The organism is Chryseobacterium salviniae, assembly GCF_035819015.1.
Taxonomy (GTDB): domain Bacteria; phylum Bacteroidota; class Bacteroidia; order Flavobacteriales; family Weeksellaceae; genus Chryseobacterium; species Chryseobacterium salviniae.
The window spans coordinates 117310-135472 of the sequence record NZ_JAYLAA010000034.1; the positions used below are offsets into that span (position 1 = coordinate 117310).

Consider the following 18163-nt stretch of genomic DNA (forward strand, 5'->3'; position numbering starts at 1 on the left):
TAGAATATCTTACTTACTTTGATGTACAAGCCTTAATAAAAGCTCTGAATAAAGGGTGCGGTGTTGCTACCGTACTTTTATATTCCGGGTGATACTGCACGCCCACATAGAAAGGGTGATCCGGCATCTCAAGAGCCTCAACCAGTCCGGTTTCAGGGTTTGTACCTGTTGCCAGGAAGCCGTTTTTCTCGAATTCACCGATGTAATCACTGTTGAATTCATATCTGTGACGGTGTCTTTCCGTAATATTTTTGGTTCCGTAAATATCATTTAGCTTAGAACCGTTTTTCAGAGCACATTTCCAAGCTCCTAAACGCATGGTTCCTCCTTTGTCTACTACATTTTTCTGTTCTTCCATTAATGAAATGACAGGATGTTCCGTGGAAGTATCGAATTCCATGGAGTTGGCTTTTGCGTAGCCTAAAACATTTCTGGCAAATTCTACCGTCATAATCTGCATTCCGAGACATATTCCCAACATTGGAACTTTATTCTCTCTTGCATATTGAGCCGTAAGAACCTTTCCTTCAATTCCTCTGTCGCCGAATCCGGGAGCAACAAGAATTCCGGAAACGCCGGCTAATGCTTCTTTAATATTTTCCTGGGATAAATCTCCGCTATAAACCCATCTGATTTTAACTTCCGTTTCAAGGTCTGCCCCTGCATGTTTGAAAGCCTCTGCAATGGAAATATAGGAATCCTGAAGAGAAACATATTTTCCAACCAATGCAATTTCAACCGATTTTTTAGGATTCTGGAATTTTTTTAAGAATGACTTCCAGTCTTTAAGATCGGCATCTTTATCGCTTTTTAAATCCAGCTCTTTAAGAACCACGTCGTCAAAGTTTTGTTTCTGAAGATACATCGGAACTTCATAGATTGTCTCCAGATCTTTACATTCAATTACATTATCTAGAGGAACGTTGCAGAACTGCGCCAGCTTCGCTCTCTGATCTTTCGGGATTTTATGCTCGGTACGGCAAACCAGCACATCTGCCATAATTCCGCTTTCCATCAGCTGACGAACGGAATGCTGGGAAGGTTTTGTTTTTAACTCTCCGCTGGAAGCAAGATATGGTAACAATGTCAAATGAATAACCATCGAATTTTTTTCGCCCAGTTCCCATTTCAGCTGGCGAACCGTTTCGATATATGGCAAAGATTCGATGTCTCCTACCGTTCCTCCGATTTCCGTGATGATGATATCGTAGTTCTGCTTGGATAAAATTTTAATTCTCCGCTTAATCTCGTTGGTGATATGAGGGATTACCTGAACTGTTTTCCCAAGAAAATCTCCCTTTCTTTCCTTTTCAATGACCGTCTGATAAATTTTCCCGGTGGTAACGTTGTTGTTTTGGGAAGTTGGAGCATCAAGGTAACGCTCGTAGTGACCTAAATCCAGATCCGTCTCCGCACCATCTTCGGTTACATAACATTCTCCGTGTTCGTATGGGTTCAAAGTTCCCGGGTCGATATTGATATAAGGATCAAGCTTTTGAATGGTAACGTTGAAGCCGCGTGATTTTAGCAGAAGTCCAAGAGAAGCCGAAACGATTCCCTTTCCCAAAGATGAAGTTACACCTCCTGTCACAAAGATGTACTTAGTATTCTTTTTACTCATTAGATTAGGTTTGTGCAAAGTTATGGGAAAAAGAGATACAAAGCAATTTTGTATTAAAATTTGATTATGTATTTTAGAACTATAAAGTTTAATAATGAAAATTCTTAATAAATTAGTTTATCTGAAAAATGTCGAACTTTTACCTGAAAATGGTTTATTATTAAAATTCGACAATCTATCAATCTGGAAAAATAATCATCTTAACACATATTTTACAGATCGTCATCATGATTATTACGAATGTATTTCTGTGCATTTTAAAGAAAATGTTTTAAACTACCATATGATTTTTAAAAAGCCTGATTGGAGAACAACTGTACATCGAAATTTCAGATCAGCTTCTAAATGTTTGGTATGCTGAATATTTTGACCACATTGAAGATAGAAATACCGTAGACCATCTCGAAGAAATTGAAATTGTAAATGCTAAGCTTGAAAATATGGACAAAACCGCTCAGGACTGGAAAAATGAATACATCAATTTAGAGAACATCTATCTTGATTTGCTCGGAGAGAACAAATAAAAAAGGTCTCCAGCAAACTGAAAACCTTTTTCTAAATCAAATTTATATATGAAAATTACTGCTTTATTAACTCAAAGTATAAGTTAACATCAACCTCTTTCGCAACACCGGCTCCCGTAGGATCGTATTTAATGTTGTAATCCAGACGGTTTACTTTAAATGATGCCTGGAAACCCATCACCTCTTTACCCTTCTGATTTTTGGTAACCCCACCGAAAGTAACGGGAACGCTTATTTCTTTAGTCACATCCTTAATCGTTAATTTTCCTTTAAAAATGTAGGAATTATTTTTTTCCTTAACTACTGAACCGGTTACAAACGTCATGGAAGGGAATTTTTCAGCATCGAAGAAATCTGCACTTTTCAAATGGTTGTCTCTCATCTCAACACCGGTGTTTATGGAGCCTACGATAACATTAAAGCTTAACTCCGCATTATCAAGAGTATTTCCTTTGGTAACAGCTTTACCATCAAACTTATCAAATCTTCCCTGCACAAAGCTGATCCCCATGTGTTTGATATTAAAATTAACGGACGAATGCATCGTATCTACCTGCCATTCGGTCTGTGCAAAGCCTGCAATACTTAAAAGGGTAAATACAAATGTTAAAAATATCTTTTTCATTATATCTATTTCTATTAAAATCATGATACAAAGGTAAATGTGTCATTATAATTTATCATTGATCTATGTTAGTTTTTTTGATTTTTAAAAATTAATTTTGAATAAAGCAAATTAAAAAGATACACAAAACAAAATGTAATTAATGAATTTAAATAAATTAATAAGCTGAACACATGTTCATCATTTGTTCCGTAAGGATTGAAGCCGGACAAGATTAAACAAATCAGATAAATGACTTCAAACAAAAATGCCATTCTTAGGATCGAATGATAATTCTTTTTAAATATGATAACTGTAATGAATGCCACAACGGAAACAAAACCACATTCTATAAGTATTAAAAATGGATGCATTCCAAAATTTCCTCCCGGTAATCTCATCATATATAGCATTAATACACTCAAAAAAAAGTTTATAAATGACATCAGCACAAAAATCTGAGCACTTTTAAGCAAAATATTTTTCATGCCTGAAAATTAACTAAAATTCGAAAGAATAATTCAAAAAAAATTTTGAACTTCGCAGTATGGCAAAACTTAAAACAGCATATTTCTGTCAGAACTGCGGAACACAATATTCCCAATGGATGGGGCAATGCAAAAACTGCGGACAATGGAATACCCTGGTGGAAGAAGTTGTTGAAAAAACCTCATCAAAAACACCACCGTTTTCAAAATCAAAACAGCACGTCATCAACATTATTGAAGTTGAGACCAGCGAAGAACCTAGGATCAAAACTCCCTCAGAAGAACTCAACCGCGTTTTGGGTGGCGGAATTGTTTTGGGATCTGTAACCCTCATTGGCGGCGAACCAGGAATCGGCAAGTCAACACTTCTTCTTCAGCTGGCTTTAAAAATGAAGAAAAAAGTTTTTTACGTTTCGGGAGAAGAAAGCGCCTCTCAAATTAAAATGCGTGCCGACCGATTAACAGATATTCAGAACCCGAATTGTTTTTTATTCACAGAAACCAATCTGGAGAAAATCCTCCACGAAGCCAAAAAACTGGAGCCGGATTTTGTAATCATCGATTCTATTCAGACACTCCAGTCTCAATTAATTGAAAGTTCGCCGGGAACAGTTTCACAAATTCGTGAATGCTCCAATGAAATTATTAAATATGCTAAAGAAAACAACGTTCCCGTATTTTTAGTAGGGCACATTACCAAAGACGGGCAAATTGCCGGACCAAAAGTTCTTGAACATATGGTAGATGTAGTGCTGAATTTTGACGGCGACAGGAATCATCTCTTCCGATTATTAAGAGCCAATAAAAACCGTTTCGGATCTACTTCCGAGATCGGGATTTATGAAATGATTTCACAAGGTTTAAAGGAAATTAAAAATCCTTCTGAAATTTTAATCACGAAAAAATTTGAAGAACTTTCCGGAAATTCGGTTGCCGTAACGCTGGAAGGAAACCGCCCGATGCTGCTGGAAATTCAGGCATTGGTAAGTACTGCCGTCTATGGAACCCCACAAAGGAGTTCTACCGGTTTTGATGCCAAAAGACTGAATATGCTTCTCGCCGTTCTGGAAAAAAGGGCAGGTTTCCAACTCGGCGCAAAAGATGTTTTTCTCAACATCACAGGAGGTATAAAAACTGACGATCCGGCTTTGGATCTCGCAGTTATTGCGTCCATCCTTTCCTCCAATGAAGATATTGCTATTTCAGAACATTATTGCTTTGCTGGGGAAATCGGTTTGAGTGGTGAGATCCGTCCTATTGCACAGGCAGAACAACGCATAACTGAAGCTGAAAAATTAGGCTACGAGAAAATTTTCATTTCTAATCTAAATAAACTCTCCAAGAAGAAATTCGGAATTACAATAGAAGAAGTAAGTAAAATTGAGGATTTCCACGAACGCCTTTTCTAAGGGTATTAGAGCTCTAAGCTCTAACACCCTTGCCTAAAACACACGCATGAAAAAAAATATTTACCCATTGGAGGCAGAATGCTTCTATCATATTTTCAACAGAGGAATTAACAGTCAGAGACTCTTTTTCGACGACAGGAATTATCATTATTTTATTAAGCTTATGAAGTCCAAAATATCCTGTATTGTAGACATATACGCTTATTGTCTGCTAAAAAATCATTTCCATTTTCTTGTTAAAATTAAATCAGAACAGGAAATACGAAGAATGTTTCCTCAAAAAGATACCATTGAAGTTTCCAAGATCATCAGTCAGCAGTTTTCCAATATGTTTAACAGCTATACCCAGGCTATTAATAAACATTACGGAAGAACAGGAAAGTTATTCGAGCTGCCTTTCAGAAGAAAACTTATAAGCACTCATGAGCAATTAATTAATACCATTCATTACATCCACAACAATCCGGTAAAACATGGAATTACGATGAACCCTGAAAACTATTGCCATTCTTCATTATTTACTATTAAAAATGGAATTGATGATCCGCTGTTATCTTTGGAAGCTATTAAAGCTTTGTTGGAAAACTAGCACTAGCGGAGCACTGTTAGAGCTTTGAGCTCTAACAGTGCTCCGCTGCAGGAAATTTCTTATCTTCACCTAATGAATTACCTGGCGCATTCCTTCCTTACCTTCACCGACGGACAGATCGTCGGACAGTTTCTTGAAGATTTTATACGGAATAAAGACCGTTTTTCTTTCCCGAAAGATATTCAGGACGGAATCACGCTGCACCGCGCCATTGACACTTTTACAGATGCACACCCCGCCATTCACGAAGCAAAAAAAGTTTTTTCGCCTTTGGTGAGATTGTACGCCGGAGCTTTTGTAGATGTGGCGATGGATTATTTTGTAGCGAATGATCTAAGGCTAAATTCTTTGGAAGGCTGGAAAAATCACTCCCAAAAGGTATATCGTATTTTACATGGAAATTATGAATTTCTTCCCGAAAATTTCAGAAGCATGTTTGTGAAAATGGAGGAAGGCGATTGGCTTTATAATTACCGTTATGAAGAAAACATCGGTTACAGCATGAGAAATGTTCTCAACCAAGCAAAATATTTGGATACCGACATTCCCGTTCATGAAGCTTTTCTGAAAAACAAAACTTTCCTTCACGAATGTTATGACAATTTTTTTCCTGACCTCATGGAACATGCAAAAGGCATCAACGTACTTTTACAGATGGAAAATTAATTTAGAACTGTTGAAACAAATAGCGATTCGGGTAGGTTAATTTTTCGCTTTTTCTTTCGCCATTCACAATAATATGAACAATATTAATCTGATCATCAAATAAATTATACAGAAAACTTACCGCAGTCTCCACTTTTTTAGGATTGTCTATTTTTTCAGATTCGAGGTAAATATTTACTGATTCATGATCTTCTTCATAACCTACAAAATTGATATTTAAGAATTTATTGTTGCTTTTGAGCTTAAAATATTCTGCGGAATAATTTTTCAATGCGTCGTTAAGCGGAGCTTTAAATTTAGAATCATTAAAATGCAGCGTTTTCTTATATTTTTCATTTAATCCGTTTTCCAGATCATCCAGAAAAAAGCGGCATGTAATTTCAAAAGTTTTGGATTTCTGATTATAATTGATTTCTACAGAACCAACATGATAAGGATGTTTTGCCTTTGTAAAAGAGAAAAATATGATTAAGACGGAAAAGAGGAAAAACAGTTTTTTCATTGTAATAATTCAAGGATTTTTTGTGGGTCTTGGCGCATATCGAAGAAAAGAAGAATTTGGATTTGTGAATCTTTGCGGAAAAACATTCTTACGTGCTTTTTGCCGATTAATACTGAACGAATATCTTTTGAATATTTTTGATAAAGACGAAATTTACCTTCCTTTAATTTATCTATTACCTTTTCAGCTTCATCTATAAACACGCCTATTTCTTTCTCCGTCCATGTTTGGGAAAGAAATTCAAGAATATTTTCATAACTCTCATTGGCTACTTTCGAGAATATAATTCGCATGCCTTTTTTCTTGCATTTGAAAAAAACTCTTCTTCCGATATCATATCCTTATCTTCCAGACGGTCTGCATAATCGGCCAGTTTATCAATAAACCATTTTGGAGTTCCATCTTCATAAAACTCTTCATCTTCTTTTACCGAAACAGATTTCACTCCTTTTATTTTCTCTAAAAGTTGCTTAATAAAAATAAAATCTTCAGCATTTTCTAATTCTATATTGACAAGCATACCATTTAATTTTATAACAAAGTTAAAATAAATTTTGTATCATCGCATTTCAAAAAAAAAATTGGAAAAATGCAGGATTTTTTATTCTATCTGAACCTCGGCTGGGAACACATTATTTCTTTGGATGCTCTCGATCATCAGCTTTTTGTGTTGGCACTAATCGCAGTATATTCATTTAATGATCTGAAGAAAATTTTAATTCTCATCACCGCATTTACCATCGGCCATTCAATAACATTAGCATTAAGCACTTTTGACATCATAAGAATCAATTCCGCATGGGTAGAATTCCTGATTCCGCTGACGATTGTTTTAACTTCCCTGAATAATATTTTTTTCAGAAATAAAAAGAAACCTCAAAATAATGCCAATTATTATTTAGCTTTAATTTTCGGACTTATCCACGGAATGGGGTTTGCAAATACCGCAAGGGTAATGATTGCCAAAAGCCAGAGTATTGCCGTTCCTCTTTTAGGATTTAATATCGGACTGGAACTTGGACAAATTGCCATAGTTTTCGGAATTTTAATGGTTCTGTTTATGTTACTTAAGGTTTTTAAAGTTAATCAGAAAGACTGGGTACTTTTCGTGTCTTCAGGGGTTTTTGCCTTATCCCTAAAAATGACATTAGAAAGAATTCCTTTCTAAAGCTGAAACATTTTCAACTATTCAGCTACTTATTATTATATTTGAAAATCTTTAAAACAATATCGGTTATGAAACTAAAAGTTGTTATACTTTCTCTTTCTGTATTTACCTATACAGGTTTCACCGCACAAAATATTCAGAATAACCCCGGGAGCAATCACGGAAATAAATTTGAACAGCTTGGAACTATTCTTCCAACACCAAACATTTATAGGTCTGCTTCAGGAGCACCCGGCCACGGATACTGGCAAAACAGGGCAGATTATAACATTACTGCATACCTTGACGAAGACAAAAGAAATCTTAAAGGTTCCGAAACCATAACCTATTACAACAATTCTCCGGACGATCTGGATTACATCTGGCTGCAATTGGATGAAAACCAACAGTCAAGCATAAAAAAGGCTGATTTTCCTTACTCTTCAACCCTTCCGAAAGCGTCAACCGATCAGCAATTACGCCCTACCGACCTTCCTGTATCGGATAACGGATATGGTGTAAACCTTGAAAAAGTAACAGACGGCTCCGGAAATCCTTTAAAATACACGGTAAATAAAACCATGATGCGTATTGATTTACCCAAAGTATTAAAAAAAGGTGAAAAATTCATTTTTAAGGTAGACTGGAACTACAACATTCCGAACAGAATGAAAATGGGTGGCCGTGGCGGTTACGAAAACTTCCCTGAAGACGGAAACGATCTTTACACGATGACGCAATGGTATCCTAGAATGTGCGTGTACAGTGATTTCCACGGTTGGCAGAATCACCAGTTTACGGGAAGAGGAGAATTCGCCCTTGTTTTCGGGAACTTTAAAGTTTCCATGAATGTTCCTGCAGATCATATCGTAGGCGGAACAGGAGAATGTAAAAACTACGACCAGGTGTTAACATCCGAGCAATTAGCTAGATATAATAAGTCTAAAACTTCAGCAGAACCTGTAGAAATCGTAACGCTGGATGAAGCGAAAAAAGCAGAGAAGAACCATTCAAAACAAAGAAAAACCTGGACGTTTGAAGCCAACGACGTAAGAGATTTTGCCTGGACTTCTTCCAGAAAATTTGTGTGGGACGGAATGGGTGTGCTCATTCCTGAAAACAACAACAAAGTAATGGCCATGAGTTTTTACCCGAAAGAAGCGTACAACTTATACAGAAAATACTCAACCAAAGCAGTAGCGCATACTATTAAAACGTATTCAGAATTTACCATTCCGTATCCGTATCCGGTGGCACAATCTGTAGAAGCAGCCAATGGAATGGAATACCCAATGATCTGTTTCAACTACGGAAGAACCGAAAAAGACGGAACCTATTCCGAGGGAATTAAAAACGGAATGCTGGGCGTAGTCATTCACGAAGTGGGCCATAATTTCTTCCCGATGATCATTAACTCCGATGAAAGACAATGGAGCTGGATGGATGAAGGGCTGAACACTTTTGTAGAATATCTTACCGAAGAAAGATGGGACAATAAATTTCCATCCAAAAGAGGGCCGGCATGGACCATTGTAGATTACATGAAACTTCCGAAAGATCAGCTGGAACCGATTATGTCGAACTCTGAAAACATTGTTCAGTTTGGCCCGAATGCCTATTCAAAGCCAGCTACAGGACTGAATATCCTTCGCGAAACCATTATGGGAAGAGAACTTTTTGATAAAGCTTTTAAAACCTATGCTAAAAGATGGGCTTTCAGGCATCCTGAGCCTGCAGATTTCTTCCGAACGATGGAAGATGCAAGTGGTGAAGACCTGGACTGGTTCTGGAGAGGATGGTTCTACGGAACAGATCCTGTAGATATCGCCATTGATAAGGTTACGATTGCAACTCCGGATCTTGAAACACCACCCAGACAAGCCAAAGAAACAAAATACAAAGTTGATAAGCCCGCTCTCAATGATTTTGATGATATTTCCAAAATCAGGAACAGAGAAGATAAAAACATTACATTCTATGTAGATAAGGATAGAGAAGCTCAGGATTTCTACTACAGATACGACAGAGGTCAGGAAAAAATTGACACTAATAAAGAATACACTTTCAAAACAGAAGGGACGGAATCTTTAACACAAAAAGAAAAAGACAAGTTTAAAAATATCACCGCTTATCAGATTGATTTCGTCAATAAAGGCGGACTGGTAATGCCTATTATTCTTGAATTTACTTTTGAAGACGGAACAAAACTTACCGATAAATCCTCTGCACAGATCTGGAGGTTAAATGAACAGAAAGTTTCTAAAACCTATTATTTCGATAAGAAATTAAAATCCGTTCAGCTTGATCCGATGAGAGAAACAGCCGATATTGATACCTCTAATAACTTCTGGAGTAATGACGGCGGAAATGCCCAAATTTCCAAATTTGAATTATTCAAACAGAAAGAAGGCGGTACTACCAGAGGTGCTTCCAATGGAAGGGTAAATCCTATGCAGGCTGCCGGGAAAAAGTAAACCAACGATATTAATAAAATAAAGGATTGCAAACTTGCAGTCCTTTTTTTCTGCCAAAATTTCCGCTCGACCAAAATAAGTCTGCCAAAATTTTATTTTCTACCGCTTGGCATACAATTAGCGAGTTACAAGACAGAATAATTAAAAAATTAAATATATTATGTCAGTAAACTTTAAACCATTAGCAGACAGAGTTTTGATCGAGCCGATCGCTGCAGAAACTAAAACAGCTTCAGGTATTATTATTCCGGACACCGCCAAAGAAAAGCCGCAGGAAGGTACCGTAGTGGCAGTTGGCCCCGGAAAAAAAGATGAGCCTACAACTGTTCAGGTAGGTGACAAAGTTCTCTACGGGAAATATTCAGGTTCTGAATTAAAGCTGGAAGGAAAAGATTATTTAATTGTAAAAGAAGGAGACTTACTAGGAATAATTGGCTAATAGCTTTTTGCTTCTGGCAGATGGCTTTCCAGCATTGAAATAGTAAATGAGAGATTTCAGGAAATTTGAAGTTTGGCAAATAAGCCATCAACTGACTTTAAAAATTTATACCTCAACCAAAAATTTTCCAAAGGAAGAAATATTTGGGTTGACCTCTCAAATCAGAAGATCATTTGCTTCCATAGGATATAATATTTCGGAGGGAAGCGGAAGAAATTCTGATAAAGAGTTTGCAAATTTCATCAATATTGCGCTGGGATCATCCAACGAAGCCGAAAACCAATTAATTCTTGCTAAAGATTTGGGTTACATTCAAGAAATTGATTATCAAAATCTTTTATCTGAATTAACAACCTTAAAAAAGAAGCTTGTAACCCTATGGAACAGGCTCAACGGAAATTAAAATCAAATTATAAAATCAAACATGCGAATCGCTAAAGCCAAAAGCCAAAAGCAATTCGCTAAAAGCAAAACAATATGGCAAAAGAAATAAAATTCGATATTGAATCAAGAGACGCTTTAAAAAGAGGGGTTGATGCATTGGCTAATGCAGTAAAAGTAACATTAGGTCCAAAAGGAAGAAATGTGGTCATCGAAAAATCTTTCGGTGCGCCTCACGTAACGAAGGACGGGGTTTCTGTTGCTAAAGAAATCGAACTTGAAGACAAAGTAGAAAACATGGGTGCTCAAATGGTGAAGGAAGTGGCTTCCAAAACCAATGACATCGCAGGAGACGGTACGACTACCGCTACAGTTTTAGCACAGGCTATCGTAAGAGAAGGTCTTAAAAACGTAGCAGCCGGAGCTAACCCAATGGATTTAAAAAGAGGAATCGACAAAGCAGTAACCGCTGTTGTTGAAAACCTTAAATCCCAGTCTAAAACTGTTGGTGATTCTACAGAAATGGTAAAACAGGTGGCTTCAGTATCTGCGAACAACGACGAAACCATCGGTGCTTTGATCGCTGAAGCGTTCGGAAAAGTAGGTAAAGAAGGAGTAATCACCGTAGAAGAGGCAAAAGGAATCGATACAACGGTAGACGTTGTAGAAGGGATGCAGTTTGACAGAGGATACCAGTCACCATATTTCGTGACCAACCCTGAAAAAATGCTGGCTGAATTAGAAAATCCATACATCCTTTTGGTTGAGAAAAAAATCTCTTCCATGAAAGAATTGCTTCCTGTACTTGAGCCGATTGCTCAGGGAGGTAAATCTCTATTGATCATCTCTGAAGAAGTAGAAGGTGAAGCATTGGCTACTTTGGTAGTTAACAAATTAAGAGGTTCTCTTAAAATTGCTGCCGTTAAAGCGCCTGGATTCGGGGACAGAAGAAAAGCAATGCTGGAAGATATCGCCATCTTAACTGGCGGACAGGTAATTTCTGAAGAGCAAGGTTTCACGATGGAAAACATCTCTTTGGATATGCTGGGAACTGCTGAAAAAGTTTCTATCGATAAAGACAACACAACGATCGTAAACGGTGGTGGTGAAGAAAGCAAGATCAAAGGAAGAGTAAACCAGATCAAAGCGCAGATGGAAACTACTACATCCGATTACGACAGAGAAAAGCTTCAGGAAAGATTGGCGAAGTTAGCCGGTGGTGTTGCTGTTCTTTACGTAGGTGCTGCTTCTGAAGTGGAAATGAAAGAGAAAAAAGACAGAGTGGATGATGCGCTTCACGCTACAAGAGCTGCCGTTGAAGAAGGTATCGTTGCAGGGGGTGGTGTTGCTTTGGTAAGAGCCATCTCTGCGTTGGAAAACCTTACAGGAATTAATTCTGACGAAACTACAGGTATCAAAATCGTGAGAAGAGCGATCGAAGAGCCATTGAGACAAATCGTTGCCAACGCAGGTGGTGAAGGTTCTGTAATCGTTGCGAAAGTGGCAGAAGGACAAGGTGACTTCGGATACAACGCAAAAACCGACGAGTATGTCAACATGCTTGAAGCAGGAATCATTGACCCTACGAAAGTAACAAGAGTAGCTCTTGAAAACGCAGCTTCCGTATCCGGAATGTTATTAACCACCGAGTGTGTAATCACTGAAGTGAAAAAAGACGAACCGGCTATGCCAATGGGCGGAGGAATGCCAGGAATGATGTAACAGTCTGCGACCGAGGCAATTTATATACTAACCGTTCTGATTTTCAGAGCGGTTTTTATTTTACGGTTTTACATAATAAATATTATTATAATATTTTAATTTAGCAAAAAATCACACTATAAGTATATAAAGATGTCAAAAAAAATAAATTCTTTATTCATTCCTATTAGAGTAAATCTAAGAAAGCATGGTGCAGAAATAGCTGAAGATGTTTTCTACAGATTTCACCCGGCAACATTAAATGTTGGTTCGGAGATTTGCGTATTTTGCATGACACAAAAGAATTTAACAAAAGAACATGTTCTTCCAAAATGGTTATTTCAAAATAAAACAAATATTGGGTTTGAAATAAGAGCAAATCAGCAATCAATTTCTTATTTAAAAAGTGTCGTCCCAGCATGCAATAATTGTAATAATTCAATTTTAGCAGAAATTGAAAAAAAAATAATTTTTATTTTAGAAAATCTTGAAAAAAATAAATATTATGATATTAGTGATTTAGAAAATATTATTCGATGGCTTGAGATTTTAGAATATAAACTTCAAGTGTTTTCTAATAGGTTAAAATACATAAAATACGCTAATGGACCTTTCTCCGATTTCGGGACACTACCCGTTGCTTGGATGAATTATTTTTGGGAGATGAGGCCTTTTAAAGCATTGAGTGATCTTAAATTTATGCAACGGAATATTTCTATTAAAAATAAATCGTCAAATTTAAACTCATTAATAATCTTTAAAACAAAGGAACCACATTTTGAGTTTTTTCATCAAAACTCTGAATATATTTTTATTAGTTTTCCAATGTACAATTATGCTATATTTTATTTTTCGAAAAAAATTTAAGAATACTAAAGACGCTCAATCCGAAGCAATTGAAATTATGAAAAAAATTCTTGACTAATCTAAAGCCTGTTATTAACCACAGAATGTGTGATCACTGAAGTGAAAAAAGACGAACCGGCCATGCCAATGGGCGGAGGAATGCCAGGAATGATGTAACACGGTCTCCGACCGAGGCAATTAATATACTAACCGTTCTGATTTTCAGAGCGTTTTTTTTGTTTAAATACGGCTTCCCGTAATGAAATATTATTTTAGTAATTTAATTTTACAAAGAAAGTTTATTAAAAACCAAAACAGACAATTTAATATACTAACTGATCTGATTTTCAGAGCGGTTTTTATTTTTTATTATTTTTTTAATTATATTTGAGAAAACTAATAACAAAACCATGAAACAACATCAAATGACTTTTTATTTTATACATCCTCAGTTATGTATTCATGTATTGCTTGACAATTTAACTACTTCATTTCATTTTTGTCACCAAAATCAGCATTCGATTTAATGTTTATTCTTTTGTTAATCACAAGAGTTTAATTTATAATAAATAATAATCAAACAATAACTAAGCTTACAATTTATTAAATCTAAAAAATGACAGAAACACCTAAAGTATTTATATCATATAGCTGGACAACACCTAAACACGAAGACTGGGTTATCAACCTTGCAGAAAGGCTTGTCTCAGATGGTATTGACGTAATTATTGACAAGTGGAATTTAAAAGAAGGTCAAGATAAATATGACTTCATGGAAACAATGGTTAAATCACCTGAAATTCAAAAGGTTCTAATAATTCTTGACAAAAAATATTCAGAAAAAGCAGAACTAAGAGCTGGCGGTGTCGGAACAGAAACACAAATCATAAGCCCGAAAATTTATGGTGACGTTTCTCAAGAAAAGTTTGTTCCTATTGTTGCTGAAAAAGATGAAAGTGGCAATGCATATGTTCCGACGTTTTTGGAAAGCAGAATATATATTGACTTATATGACGAAGATAAATTTGAGGAAAATTATGAAGCCTTACTAAGAAATATTTATCAGAGACCAGCATATAGCAAACCTAAGATTGGCAAAGCACCAAGTTATCTTTTTGAAGAAACACCAATGACACACAAAACTTCAATAATTATTAGAAGTTTTGATAATCAAATGTTAAAATCTCCTAAGAGAATAAATTCAATCCTTAGAGAATTCTTGGATGTTTTTTTTGAAGATTTGAAAGGTTATTCAGTAAACTTTTCAGGGTCTAGAGATGCTATGGTTTTAGGCAAGGTTATTCATGACAATATAATCTCCTACACACCATTACGAAATGACTTTATAAATTTTCTTGATAAACTTTTTAAATCGGAACTAGATTTTGATGTAGATATATTTATAAAATTTTTTGAAAAATTACCAATACTCAAAAGTCCACAAGATGACAGAAGCAGTTGGACAGCAGCTGAGTTTGAAAACTATAGGTTTTTTATTCATGAAATATTTATTTACACAATAGCTGTTGCATTAAAAAATGAAAAATATAAGTTTATTGAAGAAATATTTTACTCAGGATATTTCTTTCAAAGTAGACACGACTATAAAGTAGAAGCTCAAAGGTTTGATAAACTCTATAATTATGTTGAAATATTTGATCAGTTCTATCAACATACATATTCACAGAATTATTTTAGCCCGATGGCAGATTTAATTGTAAAGAGATTACCAGAAACCTTGAAACTTGATGAAATTGTAAATGCTGATCTATTAATTCATTACATTGCTTCACTAGAAAGTCTTAGATGGTTTCCAATAACTTACATTTACAACACAATAGACAGTGGTAAGTTTGAAGTATTTAACAGACTTGTATCGGTAAGACATTTTGAAAAAGTTAAGGCAATATTCAATGTTAGCTCTATAAAAGAATTACAAGAAAAGCTCTTGGCTGCTCAACAAAATAATAAAAGTCCTGATGGATTCGGTTATATAAATTCATTTGATAGAGTTATTCCTATTTATGACCTTATTGAAATTAACAAAATTGGAACTATTCGGTAATAAATAACTACTATAATTTTAAATTTTATGGATAGAAAACTTTCAACTTTTTCAAAATTTTTAATAGCATTTTTTGCTTTTTTATTGGTATTAATGATTGGTTATAATTTTATTTTTGTTGAGCCAATTGGTGTCTTAAAAAATAATAATCTAATACTAATTTTCATAATACTAATCATCATTCTCAGTGAATCATTTGATAATTTTTCAATAGGTAAATTTCTTACAATAAGCAGAAAACTTGAAGAATCTAAAAATGAAAATGAAAAATTAGAAAAGAAAAACGCACAATTAATAAACCAACTAATTTCAATAACAAGTAATGAACAGAAACAATCTAGTACAAATGTCTTTGGAGATTATTATACAGAGCGACCTAATAAACAAAAGAAAATAGATAACGAAAAAAATGTCAAAGAATTACTTGATCAAATTGGTAACTCAATTGTAATTGAGTCTATGGAAAATAACATAAAAAGCACATTGATTACAAAAGGGTTAGACACAACTTCTGAAACATCAACTGTATTAATAAGACATTTAGCTGGAACTCAACTACTATTAGGATTTGAGCGGACACATAAATACATATTTGGAAGTCAGTTAAATCTTTTACGTGAATTAAATTTAATTGCACCTGAAGGTTTTACCAAAAAGGAAATTGAAAATTTCTTTGAAAATGTAAAAGAAGAATTTCCAAATTCATTTTCCGGCTGGGACTTGAAAAAATATTTAGTTTATTTATTTTCTAACATTTTAATTGTCAAAAATGAAGATAAAATTCATATCACAAATTTAGGTCAGGAATATTTGAATTGGATTGATGAAAATAATATAAATGATAGAAAACCTCTTTAATCAATACTTTTAGTAAACTATTATAAACTAAATTACTTTATCAAATTTAAACGGTTCTTTCTCTCACATATTTACTCTCTTTGATACTTAAATACTACAAGCTCCTAAGCATAAAACTTCGGAGTTTATTATTCATCTAATCCAGAATAATACTCTTCAAAATCAAAAACTATATCAAATAATTCTTTGGGATGTATTCGTAATCCGGTTGCAATTTCAATAAAAGTACTCAGCTGGCAATCAATCTTATTGTTGGCAACATCACTTATTCTTGCAGCCGTAACATTGCATCTTTCAGAAATCTTAGAATAGGGAACGTCTCCTTTTATTTCTTTTATTTTTTCTGAAACCAGTTTTTTGATTTCATCCGTTTTAAACTCGTTCATAATTGCACTGTTTGGTGCAAATTGTAATTATTAAAATAAAAGATCATTACCGAATTCGGTAATATTAAAATATTTTTTTTACATTTGCCCAATAAATCAAGCTTTGAATAAAACACAAATTCTATATATTACCCTGGTTGGTACAGGCAGGAAGTTCAGAAATGATCGGGACTTCCGCCTTTACCGCCGGTAAACAACAAAAAACAGCACCATGATGAATTCAAGAAAAATTAAAATTCACACCCGGTACCAGAAAAGTACGCACCACCTCATCACCGTCCCGGAAATCCGGCTTAGAGGGAAATGGCTTGATGCGCTGGGTTTCGGGGAAGGCAAAACGGTACACATCCGGCAAAAGAAAAACAAGCTTACCATTACGGTTGCCAAATAGCCTATTGAAAACTGCATTTGGTTTCCCGCAAACTGCGGGAGACTTCCTGCAATTGCATTTGGTTTCCTGCAAGTTGTGGGAGACTTCCTGCAACTGCATTTGGTCATAAACAGACTTGTTTGTAACTTCCTGCAACTGCATTTTGTTTCCTGCAGATTGCGGGAGACTTCCTGCAATTGCAGTTGGTTTCCCGCAAGTTGTGCAAGACTTCCGCCGTTCTCCGGAGGTTCCTGCAAGTTGCGCGGGACTTCCGTACACCTCCGGAGCTTTCCTGCAGGTTGTGGGAAACTTCCGGAGACCTCCGTTGGTTTCCTGCAAGCTGTTGGAGACTTCCGTAGATCTCCGGAAGGGTAAAACAGGAGTGTTTGTAACCTCCGGATTTTTTAAAAATAAATTGTTTCTAATCCTATTGAGCCCACCTGTTTCCAAATTCACTACCTGAAAATTTCGGTTATTTCGTCAGGTAAAAATCTTATCTTGCGCCGAATTTAGAAGTAGAATATCCATCAATAAAAAACAATAACCATTCATGGAAAAAACAGACTTGTACGAAGCCTATTTTCAGGATAGCAGTAATTATTACCTGGAGCAGTTGAACTATTATGAGAAGGGTAAGAAATTCAGGTTTAATTTTTCTGCTGTACTATTCGGGGTATTCTGGTTTCTGTACAGGAAAATGTATCTGGAGTTTTTTGTGATTATCACCATCTTTTATGCCGAGTCTCAGTTTGAAAATTATGTTTTAGCAGAGCTGATCGGTACTGAGCAGGCCGAATTATTCAGTTTTGCTGTCGATATTATTCTTATGGTCACACTGGGGATTATCGGAAACAATCTATACCTCAAGAAAGCAAAAAGAATGGCAGAACAGGCACAAATAAGATTCGCCGATCCCGAACAGCAAAAAGAATTTCTTGCTAAAAAAGGAGGCACAAGCATTCTATTGGTAATGATTGCTTTTGCCCTGTTCGTTCTTACAGTTATCCTGCAGTCACAATAAATACGCTTGAATAGATTTGTGATCTGTAAGAACATCTATTGTATAATTTATTAATATTGTAAAAATTAAATA

At 35.5% G+C, this 18163-nt stretch carries 20 protein-coding genes; 14 read left to right on the plus strand and 6 right to left on the minus strand.

The window, feature by feature from the left end; all coding sequences use genetic code 11:
• Positions 1 to 13 precede the first annotated feature (13 nt).
• Positions 14 to 1621, minus strand: coding sequence for a CTP synthase (locus tag SOP96_RS08490; protein ID WP_326320551.1), 1608 nt, complete (start codon positions 1619 to 1621; stop codon positions 14 to 16).
• A 579-nt stretch (positions 1622 to 2200) separates the two neighbouring features.
• Positions 2201 to 2770, minus strand: coding sequence for a YceI family protein (locus SOP96_RS08495; RefSeq protein WP_326320552.1), 570 nt, complete (start codon positions 2768 to 2770; stop codon positions 2201 to 2203).
• A 526-nt stretch (positions 2771 to 3296) separates the two neighbouring features.
• Between SOP96_RS08495 and radA the strand changes: the two genes are divergently transcribed.
• Genes radA through SOP96_RS08510 form a run of 3 tightly spaced genes read left to right on the plus strand, consistent with a single transcriptional unit; the run spans position 3297 to position 5901 of the window.
• The gene (gene radA, locus SOP96_RS08500) at positions 3297 to 4646 is read left to right on the plus strand and encodes a DNA repair protein RadA (protein WP_326320553.1); all 1350 of its coding nucleotides are present in this window, start codon (positions 3297 to 3299) and stop codon (positions 4644 to 4646) included.
• 46 nt (positions 4647 to 4692) lie between these two features.
• A complete protein-coding gene (locus tag SOP96_RS08505; protein ID WP_326320554.1) occupies positions 4693 to 5235 on the plus strand; it encodes a hypothetical protein in 543 nt (180 codons plus the stop codon).
• Between the two features lie 24 nt (positions 5236 to 5259).
• Positions 5260 to 5901: an acyl carrier protein phosphodiesterase gene (locus SOP96_RS08510; RefSeq protein ID WP_326320555.1), complete on the plus strand. Its 642-nt coding sequence runs from the start codon at positions 5260 to 5262 to the stop codon at positions 5899 to 5901.
• Between the two features lies 1 nt (position 5902).
• On the opposite strand, the gene SOP96_RS08515 is transcribed toward SOP96_RS08510, so the two are convergent.
• From SOP96_RS08515 to SOP96_RS08525, 3 genes are read right to left on the minus strand one after another with little or no spacing between them, the layout of a single operon-like run.
• Entirely contained in the window at positions 5903 to 6403 is a 501-nt protein-coding gene (locus SOP96_RS08515; RefSeq protein WP_326320556.1) for a DUF6702 family protein, read from the minus strand.
• On the minus strand, positions 6400 to 6696 hold the full coding sequence (locus SOP96_RS08520; protein ID WP_326320557.1) for a hypothetical protein: 297 nt from the start codon (positions 6694 to 6696) through the stop codon (positions 6400 to 6402). The genes SOP96_RS08515 and SOP96_RS08520 overlap by 4 nt, the downstream gene beginning before the upstream one ends.
• On the minus strand, positions 6672 to 6923 hold the full coding sequence (locus tag SOP96_RS08525) for a hypothetical protein (protein ID WP_326320558.1): 252 nt from the start codon (positions 6921 to 6923) through the stop codon (positions 6672 to 6674). Before SOP96_RS08525 ends, SOP96_RS08520 begins: the two co-directional genes overlap by 25 nt.
• 69 nt (positions 6924 to 6992) lie before the next feature.
• Here SOP96_RS08525 and SOP96_RS08530 point away from each other — a divergent pair, with 69 nt between their 5' ends.
• The 8 genes from SOP96_RS08530 (at position 6993) to SOP96_RS08565 (ending at position 16314) form a co-directional block, all read left to right on the plus strand.
• Complete coding sequence (locus SOP96_RS08530) at positions 6993 to 7571, plus strand: HupE/UreJ family protein (RefSeq protein WP_326320559.1); 579 nt, start codon at positions 6993 to 6995, stop codon at positions 7569 to 7571.
• A gap of 68 nt (positions 7572 to 7639) precedes the next feature.
• On the plus strand, positions 7640 to 10024 hold the full coding sequence (locus SOP96_RS08535) for a M1 family metallopeptidase (protein WP_326320560.1): 2385 nt from the start codon (positions 7640 to 7642) through the stop codon (positions 10022 to 10024).
• Positions 10025 to 10184: 160 nt separating this feature from the next.
• Positions 10185 to 10463, plus strand: coding sequence for a co-chaperone GroES (locus SOP96_RS08540; protein ID WP_040997294.1), 279 nt, complete (start codon positions 10185 to 10187; stop codon positions 10461 to 10463).
• Positions 10464 to 10509: 46 nt separating this feature from the next.
• Positions 10510 to 10866 carry a four helix bundle protein gene (locus SOP96_RS08545; protein ID WP_326320561.1) on the plus strand — a complete coding sequence of 119 codons (357 nt, stop codon included), beginning with the start codon at positions 10510 to 10512 and terminating at the stop codon, positions 10864 to 10866.
• A gap of 74 nt (positions 10867 to 10940) precedes the next feature.
• On the plus strand, positions 10941 to 12566 hold the full coding sequence (groL, locus tag SOP96_RS08550) for a chaperonin GroEL (protein WP_326320562.1): 1626 nt from the start codon (positions 10941 to 10943) through the stop codon (positions 12564 to 12566).
• A gap of 132 nt (positions 12567 to 12698) precedes the next feature.
• Entirely contained in the window at positions 12699 to 13412 is a 714-nt protein-coding gene (locus SOP96_RS08555; RefSeq protein ID WP_326320563.1) for a hypothetical protein, read from the plus strand.
• A gap of 595 nt (positions 13413 to 14007) precedes the next feature.
• Positions 14008 to 15456 (plus strand): toll/interleukin-1 receptor domain-containing protein, encoded by a 1449-nt coding sequence (locus SOP96_RS08560; protein ID WP_326320564.1) that lies wholly within the window; start codon positions 14008 to 14010, stop codon positions 15454 to 15456.
• Between the two features lie 27 nt (positions 15457 to 15483).
• Positions 15484 to 16314 carry a hypothetical protein gene (locus tag SOP96_RS08565; protein WP_326320565.1) on the plus strand — a complete coding sequence of 277 codons (831 nt, stop codon included), beginning with the start codon at positions 15484 to 15486 and terminating at the stop codon, positions 16312 to 16314.
• Positions 16315 to 16442: 128 nt separating this feature from the next.
• On the opposite strand, the gene SOP96_RS08570 is transcribed toward SOP96_RS08565, so the two are convergent.
• Positions 16443 to 16700: an XRE family transcriptional regulator gene (locus SOP96_RS08570; protein WP_326320566.1), complete on the minus strand. Its 258-nt coding sequence runs from the start codon at positions 16698 to 16700 to the stop codon at positions 16443 to 16445.
• A 214-nt stretch (positions 16701 to 16914) separates the two neighbouring features.
• Between SOP96_RS08570 and SOP96_RS08575 the strand changes: the two genes are divergently transcribed.
• From SOP96_RS08575 to SOP96_RS08585, 3 genes are all read left to right on the plus strand, one after another.
• On the plus strand, positions 16915 to 17091 hold the full coding sequence (locus SOP96_RS08575; RefSeq protein WP_326320593.1) for a SymE family type I addiction module toxin: 177 nt from the start codon (positions 16915 to 16917) through the stop codon (positions 17089 to 17091).
• Between the two features lie 142 nt (positions 17092 to 17233).
• Entirely contained in the window at positions 17234 to 17533 is a 300-nt protein-coding gene (locus tag SOP96_RS08580; RefSeq protein ID WP_326320567.1) for a hypothetical protein, read from the plus strand.
• Positions 17534 to 17620: 87 nt separating this feature from the next.
• Positions 17621 to 18091, plus strand: coding sequence for a DUF2628 domain-containing protein (locus SOP96_RS08585; protein ID WP_326320568.1), 471 nt, complete (start codon positions 17621 to 17623; stop codon positions 18089 to 18091).
• Positions 18092 to 18163 lie beyond the last annotated feature (72 nt).